Source organism: uncultured Sphingopyxis sp. (assembly GCF_900078365.1).
Classification (GTDB): domain Bacteria; phylum Pseudomonadota; class Alphaproteobacteria; order Sphingomonadales; family Sphingomonadaceae; genus Sphingopyxis.
In genome coordinates, this window is the sequence record NZ_LT598653.1 from 2,313,786 (window position 1) to 2,329,685 (window position 15,900).

Here is a 15,900-nt window from a genome sequence, read left to right on the forward strand (position 1 = left end):
ACACGACTTTTCAATTCGCGCGATGCGCGATGCGAGGGTGCGTACGCGTTCCCCCTTGCCGCCTCGCCCCCCTGCTGGCAAAGGCGCCCGGCTATGCCGATGGAAAAAACCTTCGATCCCGCCGCTATCGAGGCGAAATGGGCCCATGAGTGGGAAAGCCGTGGATTGTTCCGCCCGGATCGTCCCGACGCGACCCCCTTCACGATCGTCAACCCGCCGCCGAACGTCACCGGCGCGCTGCACATCGGCCATGCGCTCGACAACACGCTGCAGGACGTGCTCGTCCGCTACGAGCGCCTGCGCGGCAAGGATGCCTTGTGGGTCGTCGGCATGGACCATGCCGGCATCGCGACGCAGATGGTCGTCGAACGCCAGCTCGAGGCGCGGCAGGACAAGCGCACCAACTACAGCCGCGAGGAATTCATCGACAAGGTGTGGCAGTGGAAGGCGGAGAGCGGCGGCCAGATCACCGGCCAGCTCCGCCGCCTCGGCTGCTCGATGGACTGGAGCCGCGAGCAGTTCACGATGGACCCGCATTTCACCCGCGCGGTGGTCAAGGTCTTCGTCGATCTGCACAAAAAAGGCCTGATCTACCGCGACAAGCGGTTGGTGAACTGGGACCCCAAGCTCAAGACCGCGATCTCGGACCTCGAGGTCGAGACGCACGAGGTGCAGGGCGGCTTCTGGCACTTCAAATATCCGCTCGCCGACGGCGTGACGCTCGACGACGGCCGCGATTATATCGAGGTCGCGACGACGCGCCCCGAAACGATGCTCGCCGACATGGCGGTTGCCGTCCACCCCGACGACACGCGCTACAAGAGCGTGATCGGCAAGGACATCCTCCAGCCGATCACCGGCCGCCGGTTCAAGGTGGTCGCCGACGAACATGCCGATCCCGAATTGGGTAGCGGCGCCGTCAAGATCACCCCGGGGCACGACTTCAACGACTTCGACGTCGGCAAGCGCGCGGGCTTCAAGCCCGGCGAAATGCTCAACATGTTCGACGGCGACGCCAACGTCATCCAGACCGCCGACGGCCTTGTCCCCGACGAATATCTCGGCCTCCACCGCTTCAAGCGCGACGGCGTCGACGGCGCACGCGAACTCGTCGTGACGCGGATGAAGGAAGCCGGCTTCCTGATCCCCCACATCGACAAGAACGGCGACGAGCATGACGCCGAGCCGCGCACGATCCAGACTCCCTTCGGCGACCGCGGCGGCGTGGTGATCGAACCGTGGCTGACCGACCAATGGTATGTCGACGCCGAAACGCTCGCGCAGCCGCCGATGCAGGCGGTGCGCGACGGACGCATCAACATCGTCCCCAAAACATGGGAAAAGACCTTCTTCAACTGGATGGAGAATATCCAGCCCTGGTGCGTCTCGCGCCAGCTCTGGTGGGGTCACCGGATTCCGGCTTGGTATGCCGAGGACGGCCGCATCTTCGTTGCCGAGACCGAAGAGGAAGCGCAGGCCGAAGCCGGCGCGGGCGTCGCGCTCAACCGCGACGAGGATGTCCTCGACACCTGGTTCTCCTCGGCGCTCTGGCCCTTCGCGACGCTGGGCTGGCCCGAAAACACCGAGCTGCTCAAGCGCCACTATCCCAACGACGTCCTCATCTCCGGCTTCGACATCCTCTTCTTCTGGGATGCGCGCATGGCGATGCAGGGGATGGAGTTCATGGGCGACGTCCCTTGGAAGACGCTCTATCTCCACGGCCTCGTCCGCGCGCCCGACGGCGCCAAGATGTCGAAGTCGAAGGGCAATGTCGTCGACCCGCTCGGCCTGATCGACCAGTATGGCGCCGACGCGCTGCGCTTCTTCATGAGCGCGATGGAAAGCCAGGGCCGCGACATCAAGATGGATGACGCGCGCCTCGCGGGCTATCGCAACTTCGCGACCAAGCTCTGGAACGCCGCGCGTTTCTGCGAAGCCAACGGCATCGCCGCCTCGACCAGCCTCGAAGCGCCGCCCGCGACGCTCCCGGTCAACCGCTGGATCATCGGCGAGGTCGCCGACACCGTCGCCGCGATGGAGACCGCCTTCGCCGCCTATCGCTTCGACGAGGCCGCGAACGCGATCTACAGCTTCGCCTGGGACCGCTTCTGCGACTGGTATCTCGAACTGATCAAGGGAAGCATCGACGACGAGACCAGGGCCGTCGCCGGCTGGGTGCTCGACCAGATCCTCGTCATGCTCCACCCCTTCATGCCCTTCATCACCGAAGAACTGTGGACGGGGCTCGGCGACCGCGCCGACTATCCGCTGATCATCGCCAAATGGCCCGCGCCGGCTGCCGAAAAGGATGCCGACGCCAGCGCCGATATCGACTGGCTGATCAAGCTCGTCAGCGAGCTGCGCACCGCCAAAGCCGAACTCGGCCTCCCCCCCGGCGCGCGCCTGACCGCGCATTTCCCGGCATCGCTCAAGCCCCGCACCGACAAGCTGTCGGCGCAGCTCGACCGCCTCGCGCGTCTCGAAAGCGTCCGCTTCGACCCCGCTCCCGCCGGCGCCTCGGCTCAGCTCGTCGTCGAGGGCGAGACCATTACCGTCCCGCTCGAAGGCGTGATCGACATCGGCGCCGTGCGCGAGCCCATCACCAAGGCGCCCCCGCGCACGCAGAAGGAACGCGATGGCCTCGCGGGCCGTCTGAACAACCCGTCGTTCGTCGAGCGCGCCAAGCCCGAAGCGGTCGAAAAGGCCCGCGCCGATCATGCCGCGAAGGAGGCCGAAGCCGACCGCCTGACCGCCGCCCTGGCCCGCCTGGGGTGACGGACGGCGAAAGCCCCGTCACGCCGACACCCGTCGCGGCGGCGGCGGACCCCACCGCGAGCCCGGTCCCGCCGCGCCAGACCGCGCGCGGCGGGCGGATGGACCTCACCCAAGGCCCGATCACCAAGACGCTGATCCTCTTCGCGCTGCCGACGCTCGCGTCGAACATCCTCCAGACGCTCTCGGGATCGGTGAACTCGATCTGGGTCGGGCAATTCCTCGGCGAAGCCGCGCTCGCCGCGACCGCCAATGCGAACATCATCATGTTCCTGATGTTCGGCGCCTTCTTCGGCTTCGGCATGGCGGCGACGGTGCTCATCGGCCAGTCGATCGGCCGCGGCGACGTCGACGCCGCGCGCCGCGCGACCGGCGGCGTGGTGGGGCTCGCGCTGCTCTTCTCGCTCGTCATCGCGGGGGTCGGCTGGTTCGCGTCCGACGCGATCCTGCGGCTGCTCGAAACCCCGCCCGAAGCCTTCGCGCTCGCGCACGACTATCTCCGTGTCACCTTCATCGCGATTCCCGCGAGCATGTTGATGGTCACGCTGATGATGGCCTCGCGCGGCGCCGGCGATGCGGTGACGCCGCTGCGCTTCATGATCCTGTCGGTCGGGCTCGACATCCTGCTCAACCCGGTGCTGATCCTCGGCCTCGGCCCCTTCCCGCGGCTCGGCATCACGGGCAGCGCGCTCGCGACCGCGATTGCCGGAACGATCAGCCTCGCCGCGATGCTCGCCTGGTTCTACGCCAGGGATCATGTGCTGCGCCTGCGCGGGCGCGAGCTCGCCTATCTGCTCCCCAGCGCCGGGGAACTGCGCTTCATCATCGGCCGCGGCCTGCCGATGGGCGCGCAGATGCTCGTCATCTCGGGCGCCGGGCTCGTGATGGTCGGGCTCGTCAACCGCGAGGGGCTCGTCACCGCCGCCGCCTATGGCGCGACGCTCCAGCTGTGGAACTATATCCAGATGCCCGCGCTCGCGGTCGGCGCGGCGGTCAGCTCGATGGCGGCGCAGAATATTGGCGCGAATCGGTGGGACCGCGTCGCGTCGGTGACGAACAGCGGCATCGCGATCAACCTCGCGATGACCGGCGTGCTGATCCTGCTGCTCCTCGCTTTCGACCGCGCCGCGCTCGCGCTCTTCCTCGGCAGCGAAAGCCCGGCGATCGACGTCGCGCGCAATATCCAGCTGATCGCGACCTGGACCTTCCTGCCCTTCGGCACGACGATCGTGCTGATCAGCACCTTGCGCGCCAACGGCTCGGTCGTGCCGCCGCTGGTCATCCTCTTTCTGTCGATGTTCCCGATCCGCCTCGGCATCTATTATTTCTTCTATCCGGCGGTGGGCAGCGACATCCTCTGGTGGAGCTTTCCCTTGTCGTCACTCGCCTCGCTCGCGATGGCGTGGGCGATCTACCGGCGCGGCAACTGGCGCCGCGCGCTGCCGCAACCGGGTGCGTAGAGCATGACCCTGCTTTCCTGAATCGTCATCCCGGCGAAGGCCGGGATCTCGCCGGTGCGTCAGGCTGAGACGGCGAGATCCCGGCCTTCGCCGGGATGACGATCCAGAAAAGAATGATCGCGCCCGCTTTCGACCAAGGCCCGCGCCGCTTCGACTGGCGGCCCGGCGCCCGCTAGCCATCGACCGGCTTTTGCCGCTAAAGCATCGTCAATGAATGTGACGAACCGCAAAGACGCGCTGCGCGACCAGCGCGCGAAAATGCTGGCGGCGGCGCCCGACTGGCGCGCCTCCGACGCCCGCGTCAATCCGCGCGTCGCGATCGGGTCGATCATCGCGATGTGGCTGATCTATTTCCTGATCACCACCGGCCTCGCGATGCTGACGGGCGCGCCCGAACAATGGTCCTATGCCGGCCGCCGCGCGATCGTCGTCGTCGCGGGCATATTATGCACCTTCGTCCTCTATCAATTGCTCCAGCGTGCCCAGCCGCAGAGCTTCGGCGCGCGCCTCGCCGCCGCGATGGGCGCGGCGATCCCGCTCGTCGTCGTCTATGCGACGATCAACCTGTTTGTCTTCTTCTACTGGTTCCCCGCCCCCGACACCGCCAAGATCATCGAGGAAGTGCAGTCGAAATTCCCCGTCGCGTGGGAAATGGTGCTGATCCTCGACAGCTCGATCCGCTGGTATTTCTTCTTTGCCGTCTGGGCCGCGCTCTACGTCGCCTTCGGCTATGCCAACGAGATGCGCGCGGTCGAACGGCGCGCCAATCATTTCCGCATGGAAGCGCAGACCGCGCAGCTCCGCGCGCTCCATTACCAGGTCAATCCGCATTTCCTGTTCAACACGCTCAACTCGCTGTCGACCCTCGTGCTCAAGGGGTCGAAGAGCGAGGCCGAGACGATGATCATGAACCTCTCCTCCTTCCTCCGCTCGAGTCTCGCCGTCGACCCCGAACAGCTCGTCAGCCTCGACGAGGAAATCGCGCTTCAGCGCCTCTATCTCGACATCGAACAGACGCGTTTTCCCGACCGGCTCCAGGTCGAGGTGACGATGCCCGACGAGCTGAAAAATGCGTGCGTCCCGGTGCTGATTCTGCAACCGATCATCGAAAATGCGATCAAATATGGCGTCGCGCCCAGCAAGGGGAAAATCGCGATCCGCCTCTCCGCCAGCGCCGAATATGGGCTGCTCATCCTGCGCATCGAAAACGACATCGACCCCAGGGCGCCGGTTCCGAACTCGGGCACCGGCCTCGGCCTTGGCAATGTCCGCGAGCGTCTGCTCACGCGCTACGGCCCCACCGCGGGCTGCGAATGGGGTCCGTCGGACGGCGGCGGCTTCGTCGTGTCGCTCTGGCTGCCCTTGTCACGGGAGGTTTGTTGACCATGCTGCAAACGCTTCGCACCCTGATCGTCGACGACGAACCGCTTGCGATCGAGCGGCTCCAGATATTGACCGGGCAGCAGGACGGCATTTCGCTCGTCGGCACCGCGAGCGACGGCGCCTCGGCGCTGCGCATGGTCGACGCGCTCGCGCCCGACCTCCTGCTTTGCGACATCGCGATGCCCGATCTCAACGGGCTGGAGGTCGCCGCGGCGATCGAGCGAATGGACAATCCGCCCGCGGTCGTCTTCGTCACCGCCTTCGACCGCTACGCCGTCGCGGCGTTCGACGTCGCCGCGGTCGACTATCTGCTCAAACCCGTATCGCCCGATCGCCTCGCGCGCGCGCTGTCGCGCGTCCGCGAATGGCGCGCGACCGAGCGAGCGCCCGCGCAAAAAAGCAAGTGGATCAACGAATTCTGGGTCCAGAACCGCGGCGAGATGCTGCGCATCGACGCAGGTCAGGTCGATCTGATCGAGGCCGAGCGCGACTATATGCGCCTCCACGTCGGCGGCCGCAGCTGGCTCATCCACCAGACGATCAAGTCATTGGAAGCGCGCATGAACCCCGACCAGTTCATGCGCATCCACCGGTCGAAGATGATCCGCCGCGACGGGATCGTCGGATTGAAGCATCATGGCGACGGCGCGTGGAGCGTCGACCTGGGCGAAGGCGGCGTCCACCGCATCGGCCGTACCTATCTCCACGACGTCAAGGCGATCATGCACGCCTGACGAAAAGGCGGCCATGAAAGGGCCACTTTGGGGTGGGGAGCGGCCATTCCCTACCTTCGTCATTCCCGCGAAAGCGGGAACCCAGCGCATGCGTCGGCTGACCCCACACTGGGTTCCCGCTTTCGCGGGAATGACGAGTTATAAGATACGAAGCGTCGCCTTCCGGTCGATCTCAGACATTCGTCATCCCGGACTTGATCCGGGATCCATTCTTTCAACGCTGCGAGAATGGACCCCGGATCAAGTCCGGGGTGACGAATAAAGAGACGGCAGCAACCCGTCCGCAGCGGATGTTCCCTTGTTCCGTTCGTGTCGAGCGAAGTCGAGACACCCATCGATGTAGCGCCTGGCCCGAGGGACATCTCGACTTCGCTCGATGCGAACGGATATATTAAAGCGCAATGTCCGTTACCGGCCGAAAAAAGACGGCCATGCCGCCGGGGCATGACCGCCTTCTTGGGACAACATACGGCCGTTTAGCGTCAGGGAGCGGAAACGACCACCGGTCCCTGGTCGGCCAGCCGCGTGCCGCCGCCGTTGAACAGCGCCGCAAGCTTGGTTTCGGCGTCGCGCATCGCATGCGCCTTGCACGCGTTTTCGGCGGCGCGCTCGCGCAGCGTGGCGCGGCCCGGCACGCCGCAAACCTTGCGGACCGCCATCTTGACGCGGGTCGTCAGCCGTTCGCGGCCGCGCTCGCTCGACAGGTTGAGATCGTCATAGGATACGGTAACGCTCCGCACATCGTCCTCTGCGAAAGCGGGGGCCGCTATGCCGGCTGTCGCCAGCGGCACGGCCAGCAGCATCAGGGAAAATTTCGCCATGGGGGAGTCCTCTCTTACAAGGGATGCGGGATACCGGCTGGCGGACCGGGGAGACCGTCTTCCGATATCCCGCAACACGGGTGATACCCCCTGGACGTCATGGGATTCATCTTTGGATCGATCGGAGCAAACGGCCGCTCGATTTGCGGACGAAGCGCGTCCATCTGTCGACGAATGGCCGGCGGCGGGGCAATATCATGGCGCCGGACTTGCATCGGGCATCCGATCATGGCGAAATGCCTGCGTGCCGAGGAAATTATCTTTCGCGACGAGTCGGCGCGGCGGCGAACGGCTGGTCCGTCTGCTGTTGCTCACGCTCGCGGGGGTGCTCGCCGGGGTGCTGCTCGGGGAAGAGAGTGCCGAACCGCTCGCGGCAGCGCGCGGCGGCGGCGATCCCGGTTCTTATGCGCGGTACAGCGCCAATCCCGACGCACGCTTGCCGCAGGGCGAAACCGCCGCCCCGTGTTTCGCCTGCCCCGACAGCTATGGCGTCGCGGCCCGGCTGCGCGCCGAACGCGAGTCGAGGATGGAGAGCGCCTTCCGCGAACTCGGCGCGGTCGATACCGACGCGCCGCTGCCCCCCGAACCGGTCCCCGAGCCGGCCGACGACGGCTACCGATATGGCGGCCGCTTTCCCGATCCCGCTCCGCGGATCGAGACGCCGAACGTCGACCCGGAATCAAGCCCCTCCCCTTCAGGGGAGGGGCTTAGGCTCGACCGAAGCTCTCTCGACCGTTTGGATGAAAGGCGTCGCCACTCTCCCGTCATCCCGGCGAAGGCCGGGATCTCGCCCGTGCGTCAGGCCGAGACGGCGGGATCCCGGCCTTCGCCGGGATGACGATTAAAAACGGCCGCTCTCCAGCCCCTACCTCCCAGCCCCTACTTCGGCGGCGTGACCGCCGGCGGCGCGCAGCGCGTCGTGTCGCCCGCCTTGCACGCCGCGGCATCGGCTTCCCATTTGATCCGCTCTTCGGCCGACATGGCCGCGACGCGCGCCTTTTCCGCCTCATAGGCCGCGGTTTCATCGGCATAGACCTGCTGGTCGTGCGCCACCTGCTGCTGCTGCGCCGACACTTCCTGCGCGTAGATTGTATTATCGGTGCGCGCCTGCGCCGCCTGTTCGGCGTTGAGCCGCGCCGTGTTCGCGCGCTCCTCCGCCGTCGTGCCGTCGGGCGCCTTTTCTTCGGCGGCGGGTGCGGGCTCGGTTGCTGGTGCGGGCGCCGGCTCGGGCGTCTGCCAGGCCATGGCCTGCCCCGACGCGAGCAGCGCGAAAGCGGCGGTCGCCGCCCAAATGCTTCTGGTCATCGAAGTCACTCCTTCAAATCATCCGTTCCGGCGGTCGAACGCGCGGCCCGGTGGACCGTTCCCGCCGATTTGACCTCGCGCGGGGCTGCCGCCATGCTGGGTCCGTCCCCCCTGTCCGATCGGCCGACTCTTTGCCAGCACCCCCGAAGCATCCGCTCAACCGCCCGGTCTTTTTCACCCCGCTCGCGGTGCTGCTCGTCGCCGTCCTCCTCAGCCTGTGGCAGGGGCCCGCCTTCGTCGCGGCCGAGACGGCGGTCAACGACTGGATCCTGCGCAATTTCTCGCCGCTCTTCGCCTGGGCCGGGGTCGGCTTTCTGGCTCTGCTCGCGGGCATCGCGCTCTCGCCGCTCGGCGGGCGGATCATCGGGGGGCCGGACGCCGCGCCCATCCTCTCGCGCTGGCGCTGGTTCGCGGTGACGCTCTGCACCACCATCGCGACCGGCATCCTCTTCTGGGGCGCCGCCGAGCCCCTGTTCCACCTCAACGATCCGCCCGCGATGCTGGGGCTCGAACCCGGCAGCGACGCCGCCGCGACCTTCGCCATGTCGACGATGTTCCTCCACTGGACGCTGACGCCCTATGCCATCTACACCGTCGCCGGGCTGGCCTTCGCGCTCGTCTACTACAACCGCCGCGAACCGTTCAGCCTGTCGTCGCTGTTCGTCCCGCTGCTCGGCCGGCGCGCGCACGGGCCGGTCGGCACCGGCATCGACATCATCTGCCTCTACGCGCTCGTCGCGGGCATGGCGGCCTCGCTCGGCGCCGGCCTGCTCGCGCTCGCCGGCGGGATCGAGGGGATTGGCGGTTTCGACGGCGGCACCGCGCTGCGCTGGGCGATCGCGGCGGCGATCGTCGCGAGCTTCCTCATCTCGGCGGCGACCGGCCTGCAAAAAGGCATCGCCGGCCTGTCGGTGCTAAATACCTGGATTTTCTTCGCAATTATCGCCTTCGTCCTCCTCGCCGGCCCAACCGCCGACATGCTCGCCCTCGCGCTCCGCGGCACCTTCGACTACTTCCAGACCTTCCTCCCCCGCAACCTCGGCCTCGACGTCGACACGGGCTGGCACCGGCAATGGACGATCTTCAACTGGGCGAACTGGTTCGCCTGGGCGCCGGTCACCGCGCTCTTCCTCGGCCGCCTCGCGGTCGGCTACAGCGTCCGCGCCTTCATCCTCTACAACCTGATCCTGCCCTCGCTGTTCGGCGCAGTGTGGATGACGGCCATCGCCGGCGCGACGATCGCGCTCGACCAGCAAAGCGGCGCCGGCCTCTATGCGATCCTCACCGCGCAGGGCCCCGACCCCGTGCTGTTCCGCCTGTTCAGCGCTCTCGGCGGCGGCCCGGTCGTCGCGGCGATCGTGCTCTTCGCCATCTTCCTCTCTTACGTGGCGGGCGCCGACGCCAATGTCTCGGCGATGAGCGCGCTGTCGACGCACGGCATCTCGCCCGAACGCCCCGAGGCCCCCCTGTGGGTCCAGGCGGTGTGGGGCGTCACCGTCGGGCTGGTCGCATTGGTGCTCGTGGCGAGCGGCGGCATCGACGGCATCCGCATGATGTCGGTGCTCGGCGGCTTCCCGGCGCTGTTCGTCATCGCCGGGGCCGCGCTGTCGCTGACCGTGATGGCGGTACGGGGACGGCGCGAAGCCGCCCCCGCCCGATCCTGAGAAAGGGGTCTCAGGACTACCAGATTTTCGTGCGCGCCTCGGGCTTCAGATAATATTTCGCCCCCGCTTCGACGCCGAACGCCTTGTACCACGCATCGACGTTGCGCACGGGTCCGATGATGCGCCAGCGCGCGGGGCTGTGCGGGTCGCTCGCCACCTGCTGCTTGATCGCATCCTCGCGCGCCTTGTCGCGCCACGCCTGCGCGAAGGCGAGGAAGAAACGCTGATCGCCGGTCAGCCCGTCGATCACCGGCGCATCCTTGCCGTCCAGCGAGCGGTGATAGGCGTCATATGCGACCTCGAGCCCCGCCAGATCGGCGATATTCTCGCCCATCGTCAACTCGGGATTGATGAAGGCGCCGGGCGCCGCTTCATAGGTCGCATATTGCGCTCCGAACGCCTTCGCCTGGGCATCGAAGCGCGCCGCGTCCTCCGCCGTCCACCAGTCGCGCACCGCACCCTCGGCATCGATCTTGCGGCCCTGATCGTCGAACCCATGGGTGATTTCATGGCCGATCACCGCGCCGATCGCGCCGTAATTGACCGCATCGTCGACGCTCTCGCTGAAATAGGGCGCCTGCAAAATGCCGGCCGGGAACACGATCTTGTTCTCGAGCCCGCCGTTGTACGCGTTCACCTCCTGCGGGTTCATCGCCCACTTCTTGCGATCGACCGCCTTGTTCAGGTCCGACAGCGCATAGGCATATTCGAAGGCGGCGCTGCGCTTCACATTTCCGTAAAGGTCGGCGGGGTCGATCTTCAGCGCCGAATAGTCGCGCCATTTGTCGGGGTAACCGACCATCACATCCATCTTCGCGAGCTTGGCGAGCGCCGCATCCTTCGTGGCGGGCGCCATCCAGCTATTGGCCCGGATTCGATCGCCCATCGCAAGCTTCAGGTTCGCGACAAGCGCCTCCATCTTCGCCTTCGCGCTCGCCGGGAAATATTGCTTCGAATAGGTTTCGCCCACGAGCTCGCCGAGACTGCCGTCGACGAGCGTCAACCCGCGCTTCCAGCGCGGGCGCAGTTCGCCCACCCCGCTCAGCGCCTTCGTATATTCGAAACGGCTGTCGACGAACGCCTTGTCGAGATAGGGCGCGGCATTGTCGGCGACGTGGAACTGCTGCCACAGCTTGATCGTGTCGAGCGGGGTCGTGGCATAGAGCGCCGCGATGTCGCGCACCGCGGTCTTTTCGTTGACGATGATCCGCTTCTGCGGTGCAATGCCGGCGCCCTCGAACCACGCCGTCCAGTCGAACCCCGGCGCATAGGCGGCGAGTTCGTCCGACGACATCGGATTGTTGATCTTGCCGATGTCGCGGCGATCGGCGATCGCCCAGCTGACCTTGGCGATTTCGGTCTCGAACGCCATGATCGCGTCGGCCGCTTTCTCGGGATCGGTATTGCCCGTCATCTTCATCGTCCGCGCGATATAGGCGCGATAGGCATCGCGCTGCGGCTTGAAGCTGTCATTGAGATAATAGTCGCGCTCGGGCAGGCCGATCCCCGCCTGCCCCAACCACAATAGATTGACCGTCGGATCGGCGGTGTCGGCATAGGGGCCGCCGCTGACGATCGACGACCCGAAGCCGCCCTGCGTGCCGCCCATGAAGCGCGCCATCGCGCTCTTGTCCTCGATCGCGGCGACCGCGGCGATGTCGGCCATCAGCGGCTTGACGCCGAGCGCCTCGACCCGCGCTTCGTTCATGAAGCTCTGGTAAAGGCCGCCGACCTGGCTCGTGGCCGGCGCGCTCGTGACAAGCTGGCGAAGCTGGCGCTGGGTCAGGTTATAGACGTCGTAATCGACCCCCGCCGAGGCCTGATCGGCCGGAATTTCGGTCCGCGCGAACCAGCGGCCGTTGGCATATTTGTCGAAATCGTCGCCCGGCTTCACCATCGTGTCGCGCGCGTCCAGATCGACGCCCCACTTGCCAAAAGTCAGCGCCGTCAACGAACCTTCCGCCGAGGCCCCTCCCTCGCCCGTTTCCGCTGCAGCCTTGAGTGCGCCCCGCGCATCGATATTGTTCGCTATCGCGGGCGTCGCGACCAGCGCCACCGCAATCGCCAGTCCCGCGACGCTCGAAGTGAAATCCTTCATATTCCCAGCTCCCGTTCCCCGGCGCCGCCGGATCGAGCGGCGCGCATGACCATAATTGTCCGCCCGCCGCGCCGGAGGGTCAAGCGAGCGGCCCGACGCTGGTCGAAGCCTTTGTGGGGTTGGTGGAAACGACCGCATTGCGGCCTTGCATCCGGCCTCCTATCTATGCGGCGAACGGGCGCAAACCGCTCTTGCGCCATCAGAACAAATCTGGAACAAACCCCTCCCATGAGTCTCACCCATATTTCGGTTCGCGGCGCGCGCGAGCACAACCTCAAGGGCGTCGACGTCGACCTGCCACGCGACGCGCTGATCGTCATCACCGGCCTGTCGGGCAGCGGCAAATCATCGCTCGCCTTCGATACCATCTATGCCGAGGGGCAAAGGCGCTATGTCGAGAGCCTGTCCGCCTATGCGCGCCAGTTCCTCGAAATGATGCAGAAGCCCGATGTCGAGCATATCGACGGGCTATCGCCGGCGATCAGCATCGAGCAGAAGACGACGTCCAGAAACCCACGGTCCACCGTCGCGACGGTGACCGAGATCTACGACTATATGCGCCTCCTGTGGGCACGCGTCGGCATTCCCTATTCGCCCGCCACCGGCGAGCCGATCAGCGCGCAGACGGTCAGCCAGATGGTCGACCGCGTGATGGAACTGCCCGAGGGCACGCGCGCCTATCTGCTCGCCCCCGTCGTGCGCGGCCGCAAGGGCGAGTATCGAAAAGAACTCGCGCAGTGGCAGAAGGACGGTTTCACGCGCGTCCGCATCGATGGCGAGTTTTACGAAATCGGCGACGCCCCGGCGCTCGACAAGAAATACAAGCATGACATCGAGGTGGTCGTCGACCGCGTCGCGGTGCGCGAGGGCCTCGAAACGCGCCTCGCCGACAGTTTCGAGACCGCGCTGAAACTTGCCGAAGGTCTCGCCTATATCGACCTCGCCGACGGTCCCGTGCCGGGGCGCGAGGAGGAAGACACCGGCGGCGCGATGAAGGGCGCGGGCATTCCCGCCAACCGTCTGATTTTCTCCGAGAAATTCGCCTGCCCGGTGTCGGGCTTCACGATCGCCGAGATCGAGCCGCGGCTGTTCAGCTTCAACGCGCCGCAGGGCGCCTGCCCCGCATGCGACGGGCTCGGCGAGCGGCAGGAGTTCGACCCCGACCTCGTCGTCCCCAACCATGCGCTCAGCCTCAAGAAGGGCGCGGTGGTGCCGTGGGCGAAATCGAACCCGCCCTCCCCCTATTATATGCAGGTGCTCGAAAGCCTCGGCAAAGCCTATGGTTTCGATCTGACGACGCCGTGGCAAGACCTTCCCGGCGAAGTTCAACTGATCATCCTCTATGGCAGCGGAGGGAAGCCGGTCGAGCTGACCTTCAAGGACGGCAAGCGCACCTATACGACGCACAAGGCGTTCGAAGGTGTCATCGGCAACCTCAATCGCCGCATGCTGCAGACCGAGAGCGCGTGGATGCGCGAGGAACTGAGCAAATATCAGACCGCGCAGCCGTGCGAGACGTGCCACGGCGCGCGCCTGCGCCCCGAACCGCTCGCGGTGAAGATCGCGGGCGAGGACATCAGCCAGTCGGCGCGGCGCAGCGTCGCCGACGCGCTCCACTGGTTCGGCACGCTCGAGGAGAAGCTGAACGACACGCAGAAGCAGATCGCCAAGGCGATCCTCAAGGAGATCAACGAGCGGCTCGGCTTCCTCAACAATGTCGGGCTCGATTACCTCAACCTCAACCGCACCTCGGGCACGCTGTCGGGCGGCGAGAGCCAGCGCATCCGCCTCGCCTCGCAGATCGGCAGCGGATTGTCGGGTGTGCTCTACGTCCTCGACGAGCCGAGCATCGGCCTCCACCAGCGCGACAACGACCGCCTCCTCGCGACGCTGAAGCGGCTCCGCGACCTCGGCAACACCGTCATCGTCGTCGAGCATGACGAGGATGCGATCCGCCACGCCGATTATGTCGTCGACATGGGGCCCGGCGCGGGCGTCCATGGCGGCGAGATCGTCGCGCAAGGCACGCTGAAACAGGTGCTCGCGAACAAGAAGAGCCTGACCGCGGCGTATCTGACCGGCGCGAAGAAGATCGAGGTGCCGGCGCACCGCCGCCCCGGCAACGGCTTCGACCTCGTGCTCAAGGGCGCGCGGGCGAACAATCTGCAGAATGTCACCGCGAAGATCCCGCTCGGCACCTTCACCTGCGTCACCGGCCTCAGCGGCAGCGGCAAGTCGAGCCTGATCATCGACACGCTCTATGCCAGCGCGGCGCGAACGCTCAACGGCGCGCGCATGGTCGCGGGGCCGCACGACAGCCTGACCGGCCTCGAACATTGCGACAAGGTGATCGACATCGACCAGTCGCCGATCGGCCGCACCCCGCGCTCGAACCCCGCGACCTACACCGGCGCCTTCACCGTGATCCGCGACTGGTTCGCGGGGCTGCCCGAGGCGCAGGCGCGCGGTTACAAGCCGGGGCGTTTCAGCTTCAACGTCAAGGGCGGGCGCTGCGAAACCTGCACCGGCGACGGGCTGATCAAGATCGAGATGCACTTCCTGCCCGACGTCTATGTGACGTGCGAGACGTGCCACGGCAAACGCTACAACCGCGAAACGCTGGAGGTGAAGTTCAAGGGCATGAGCATCGCCGACGTGCTCGACATGACGGTCGAGGACGCGGCGGACTTCTTCAAGGCGGTGCCCGCGATCCGCGACAAGATGGCGATGCTCGTCCGCGTGGGCTTGGGGTACATCAAGGTCGGGCAGCAGGCGACGACGCTGTCGGGCGGCGAGGCCCAGCGCATCAAGCTGGTGACCGAGCTGTCCAAGGCGCGCCCGGCCGGTGGTGATGACGCCTTCGGCAGCGGGTGAAGCTCGCCAAGGAGCTGTCGCGCCGCTCGACCGGGCAGACGCTCTATATCCTCGACGAGCCGACGACGGGGCTGCATTTCGAGGATGTCCGCAAGCTGCTCGAGGTGCTGCAGGCGCTGGTCGATCAGGGCAACAGCGTCGTGGTGATCGAGCATAATCTCGACGTCATCAAGACCGCCGACTGGATCCTCGACCTCGGCCCCGAAGGCGGGGTCAAGGGCGGTGAGATCGTCGCGGCTGGCACGCCCGAGCAGGTAGTGAAGGAAAAGCGCAGCTTCACCGGGCAGTATCTGGCGCCGCTGCTGGGGAAGTAAGCAAACCCCCTCTCGCTTGCGGGAGGGGCAGCGAGACTTGCGAACTCGTTCGCTAGTCGCAGCGGGGTGGGTATCTGAAACGGTGCATGCCCACCCCCAACCCCTCCCGCAGGCGGGAGGGGAGCCATCACCCCATCAGCTTCGCAGTGACATCCTCGGCGGCATAAATGCGCATCACCGGCGGCGCGGGCGACAGCGCGCGCATGTCGGCGACGAAGGCGCGCGAGGCGGGCAGCGCGAAATGGGCGCGGACCGCGTCCACGCTCTCCCACTCCTCGACGAACATCAGCCGGTCGGGGTTCTCGACATCGACATGGCAATGATGCGCCAGACACCCCGCCTCGCCCCGCGACCGCGCGCTATGCTCGACGCCGAGCGCGATCATGCGCCCGCGATGCTCGGGGGTGAGGATGACGTGGCCGGTGATTAGGATCATGTCGCTATCTTCCGCTCCGAAGCCGTTTCGTCCGGCGAG

General features: G+C 66.3%; 10 protein-coding genes and 1 pseudogene. 7 read left to right on the plus strand and 4 right to left on the minus strand.

The window, feature by feature from the left end; translation table 11 throughout:
* The first annotated feature begins 93 nt into the window (after positions 1 to 93).
* From QZL87_RS10645 to QZL87_RS10660, 4 genes are all read left to right on the plus strand, one after another.
* A complete protein-coding gene (locus QZL87_RS10645; RefSeq protein WP_295319109.1) occupies positions 94 to 2,775 on the plus strand; it encodes a valine--tRNA ligase in 2,682 nt (893 codons plus the stop codon).
* Entirely contained in the window at positions 2,772 to 4,232 is a 1,461-nt protein-coding gene (locus QZL87_RS10650) for an MATE family efflux transporter (protein ID WP_295319111.1), read from the plus strand. The genes QZL87_RS10645 and QZL87_RS10650 overlap by 4 nt, the downstream gene beginning before the upstream one ends.
* 210 nt (positions 4,233 to 4,442) lie before the next feature.
* Positions 4,443 to 5,615 carry a histidine kinase gene (locus tag QZL87_RS10655; RefSeq protein WP_295319113.1) on the plus strand — a complete coding sequence of 391 codons (1,173 nt, stop codon included), beginning with the start codon at positions 4,443 to 4,445 and terminating at the stop codon, positions 5,613 to 5,615.
* 2 nt (positions 5,616 to 5,617) lie between these two features.
* On the plus strand, positions 5,618 to 6,349 hold the full coding sequence (locus QZL87_RS10660) for a response regulator transcription factor (protein WP_295326842.1): 732 nt from the start codon (positions 5,618 to 5,620) through the stop codon (positions 6,347 to 6,349).
* A gap of 482 nt (positions 6,350 to 6,831) precedes the next feature.
* Here QZL87_RS10660 and QZL87_RS10665 read toward each other — a convergent pair whose 3' ends face one another.
* Positions 6,832 to 7,170 (minus strand): UrcA family protein, encoded by a 339-nt coding sequence (locus tag QZL87_RS10665; protein WP_295319114.1) that lies wholly within the window; start codon positions 7,168 to 7,170, stop codon positions 6,832 to 6,834.
* A 244-nt stretch (positions 7,171 to 7,414) separates the two neighbouring features.
* On the opposite strand from QZL87_RS10665, the gene QZL87_RS10670 reads away from it, so the two are divergent.
* Entirely contained in the window at positions 7,415 to 8,008 is a 594-nt protein-coding gene (locus tag QZL87_RS10670; protein WP_295319115.1) for a hypothetical protein, read from the plus strand.
* A 41-nt stretch (positions 8,009 to 8,049) separates the two neighbouring features.
* Here the strand turns inward: QZL87_RS10670 and QZL87_RS10675 are convergent, their stop codons facing one another.
* Positions 8,050 to 8,475 carry a hypothetical protein gene (locus QZL87_RS10675; protein ID WP_295319117.1) on the minus strand — a complete coding sequence of 142 codons (426 nt, stop codon included), beginning with the start codon at positions 8,473 to 8,475 and terminating at the stop codon, positions 8,050 to 8,052.
* A 131-nt stretch (positions 8,476 to 8,606) separates the two neighbouring features.
* On the opposite strand from QZL87_RS10675, the gene QZL87_RS10680 reads away from it, so the two are divergent.
* Complete coding sequence (locus QZL87_RS10680; RefSeq protein WP_295319118.1) at positions 8,607 to 10,139, plus strand: BCCT family transporter; 1,533 nt, start codon at positions 8,607 to 8,609, stop codon at positions 10,137 to 10,139.
* Positions 10,140 to 10,155: 16 nt separating this feature from the next.
* On the opposite strand, the gene QZL87_RS10685 is transcribed toward QZL87_RS10680, so the two are convergent.
* A complete protein-coding gene (locus QZL87_RS10685; protein WP_295319119.1) occupies positions 10,156 to 12,237 on the minus strand; it encodes a M13 family metallopeptidase in 2,082 nt (693 codons plus the stop codon).
* Between the two features lie 228 nt (positions 12,238 to 12,465).
* Between QZL87_RS10685 and uvrA the strand changes: the two are divergent.
* Positions 12,466 to 15,425 (plus strand): annotated as a pseudogene (gene uvrA / locus QZL87_RS10690) (excinuclease ABC subunit UvrA).
* Between the two features lie 127 nt (positions 15,426 to 15,552).
* Here the strand turns inward: uvrA and QZL87_RS10695 are convergent.
* Positions 15,553 to 15,861, minus strand: a complete 309-nt coding sequence (locus QZL87_RS10695) for a putative quinol monooxygenase (protein ID WP_295319121.1) — start codon at positions 15,859 to 15,861, stop codon at positions 15,553 to 15,555.
* Positions 15,862 to 15,900: the final 39 nt, after the last annotated feature.

Bases quoted from the DNA above. Each gene is read 5' to 3' on its own strand.
- QZL87_RS10695 (WP_295319121.1), bottom strand. From the start codon at position 15,861: ATGATCCTAATCACCGGCCACGTCATCCTCACCCCCGAGCATCGCGGG.
- QZL87_RS10655 (WP_295319113.1), top strand. From the start codon at position 4,443: ATGAATGTGACGAACCGCAAAGACGCGCTGCGCGACCAGCGCGCGAAA.
- QZL87_RS10685 (WP_295319119.1), bottom strand. From the start codon at position 12,237: ATGAAGGATTTCACTTCGAGCGTCGCGGGACTGGCGATTGCGGTGGCG.
- QZL87_RS10645 (WP_295319109.1), top strand. From the start codon at position 94: ATGCCGATGGAAAAAACCTTCGATCCCGCCGCTATCGAGGCGAAATGG.
- QZL87_RS10660 (WP_295326842.1), top strand. From the start codon at position 5,618: ATGCTGCAAACGCTTCGCACCCTGATCGTCGACGACGAACCGCTTGCG.
- QZL87_RS10665 (WP_295319114.1), bottom strand. From the start codon at position 7,170: ATGGCGAAATTTTCCCTGATGCTGCTGGCCGTGCCGCTGGCGACAGCC.
- QZL87_RS10675 (WP_295319117.1), bottom strand. From the start codon at position 8,475: ATGACCAGAAGCATTTGGGCGGCGACCGCCGCTTTCGCGCTGCTCGCG.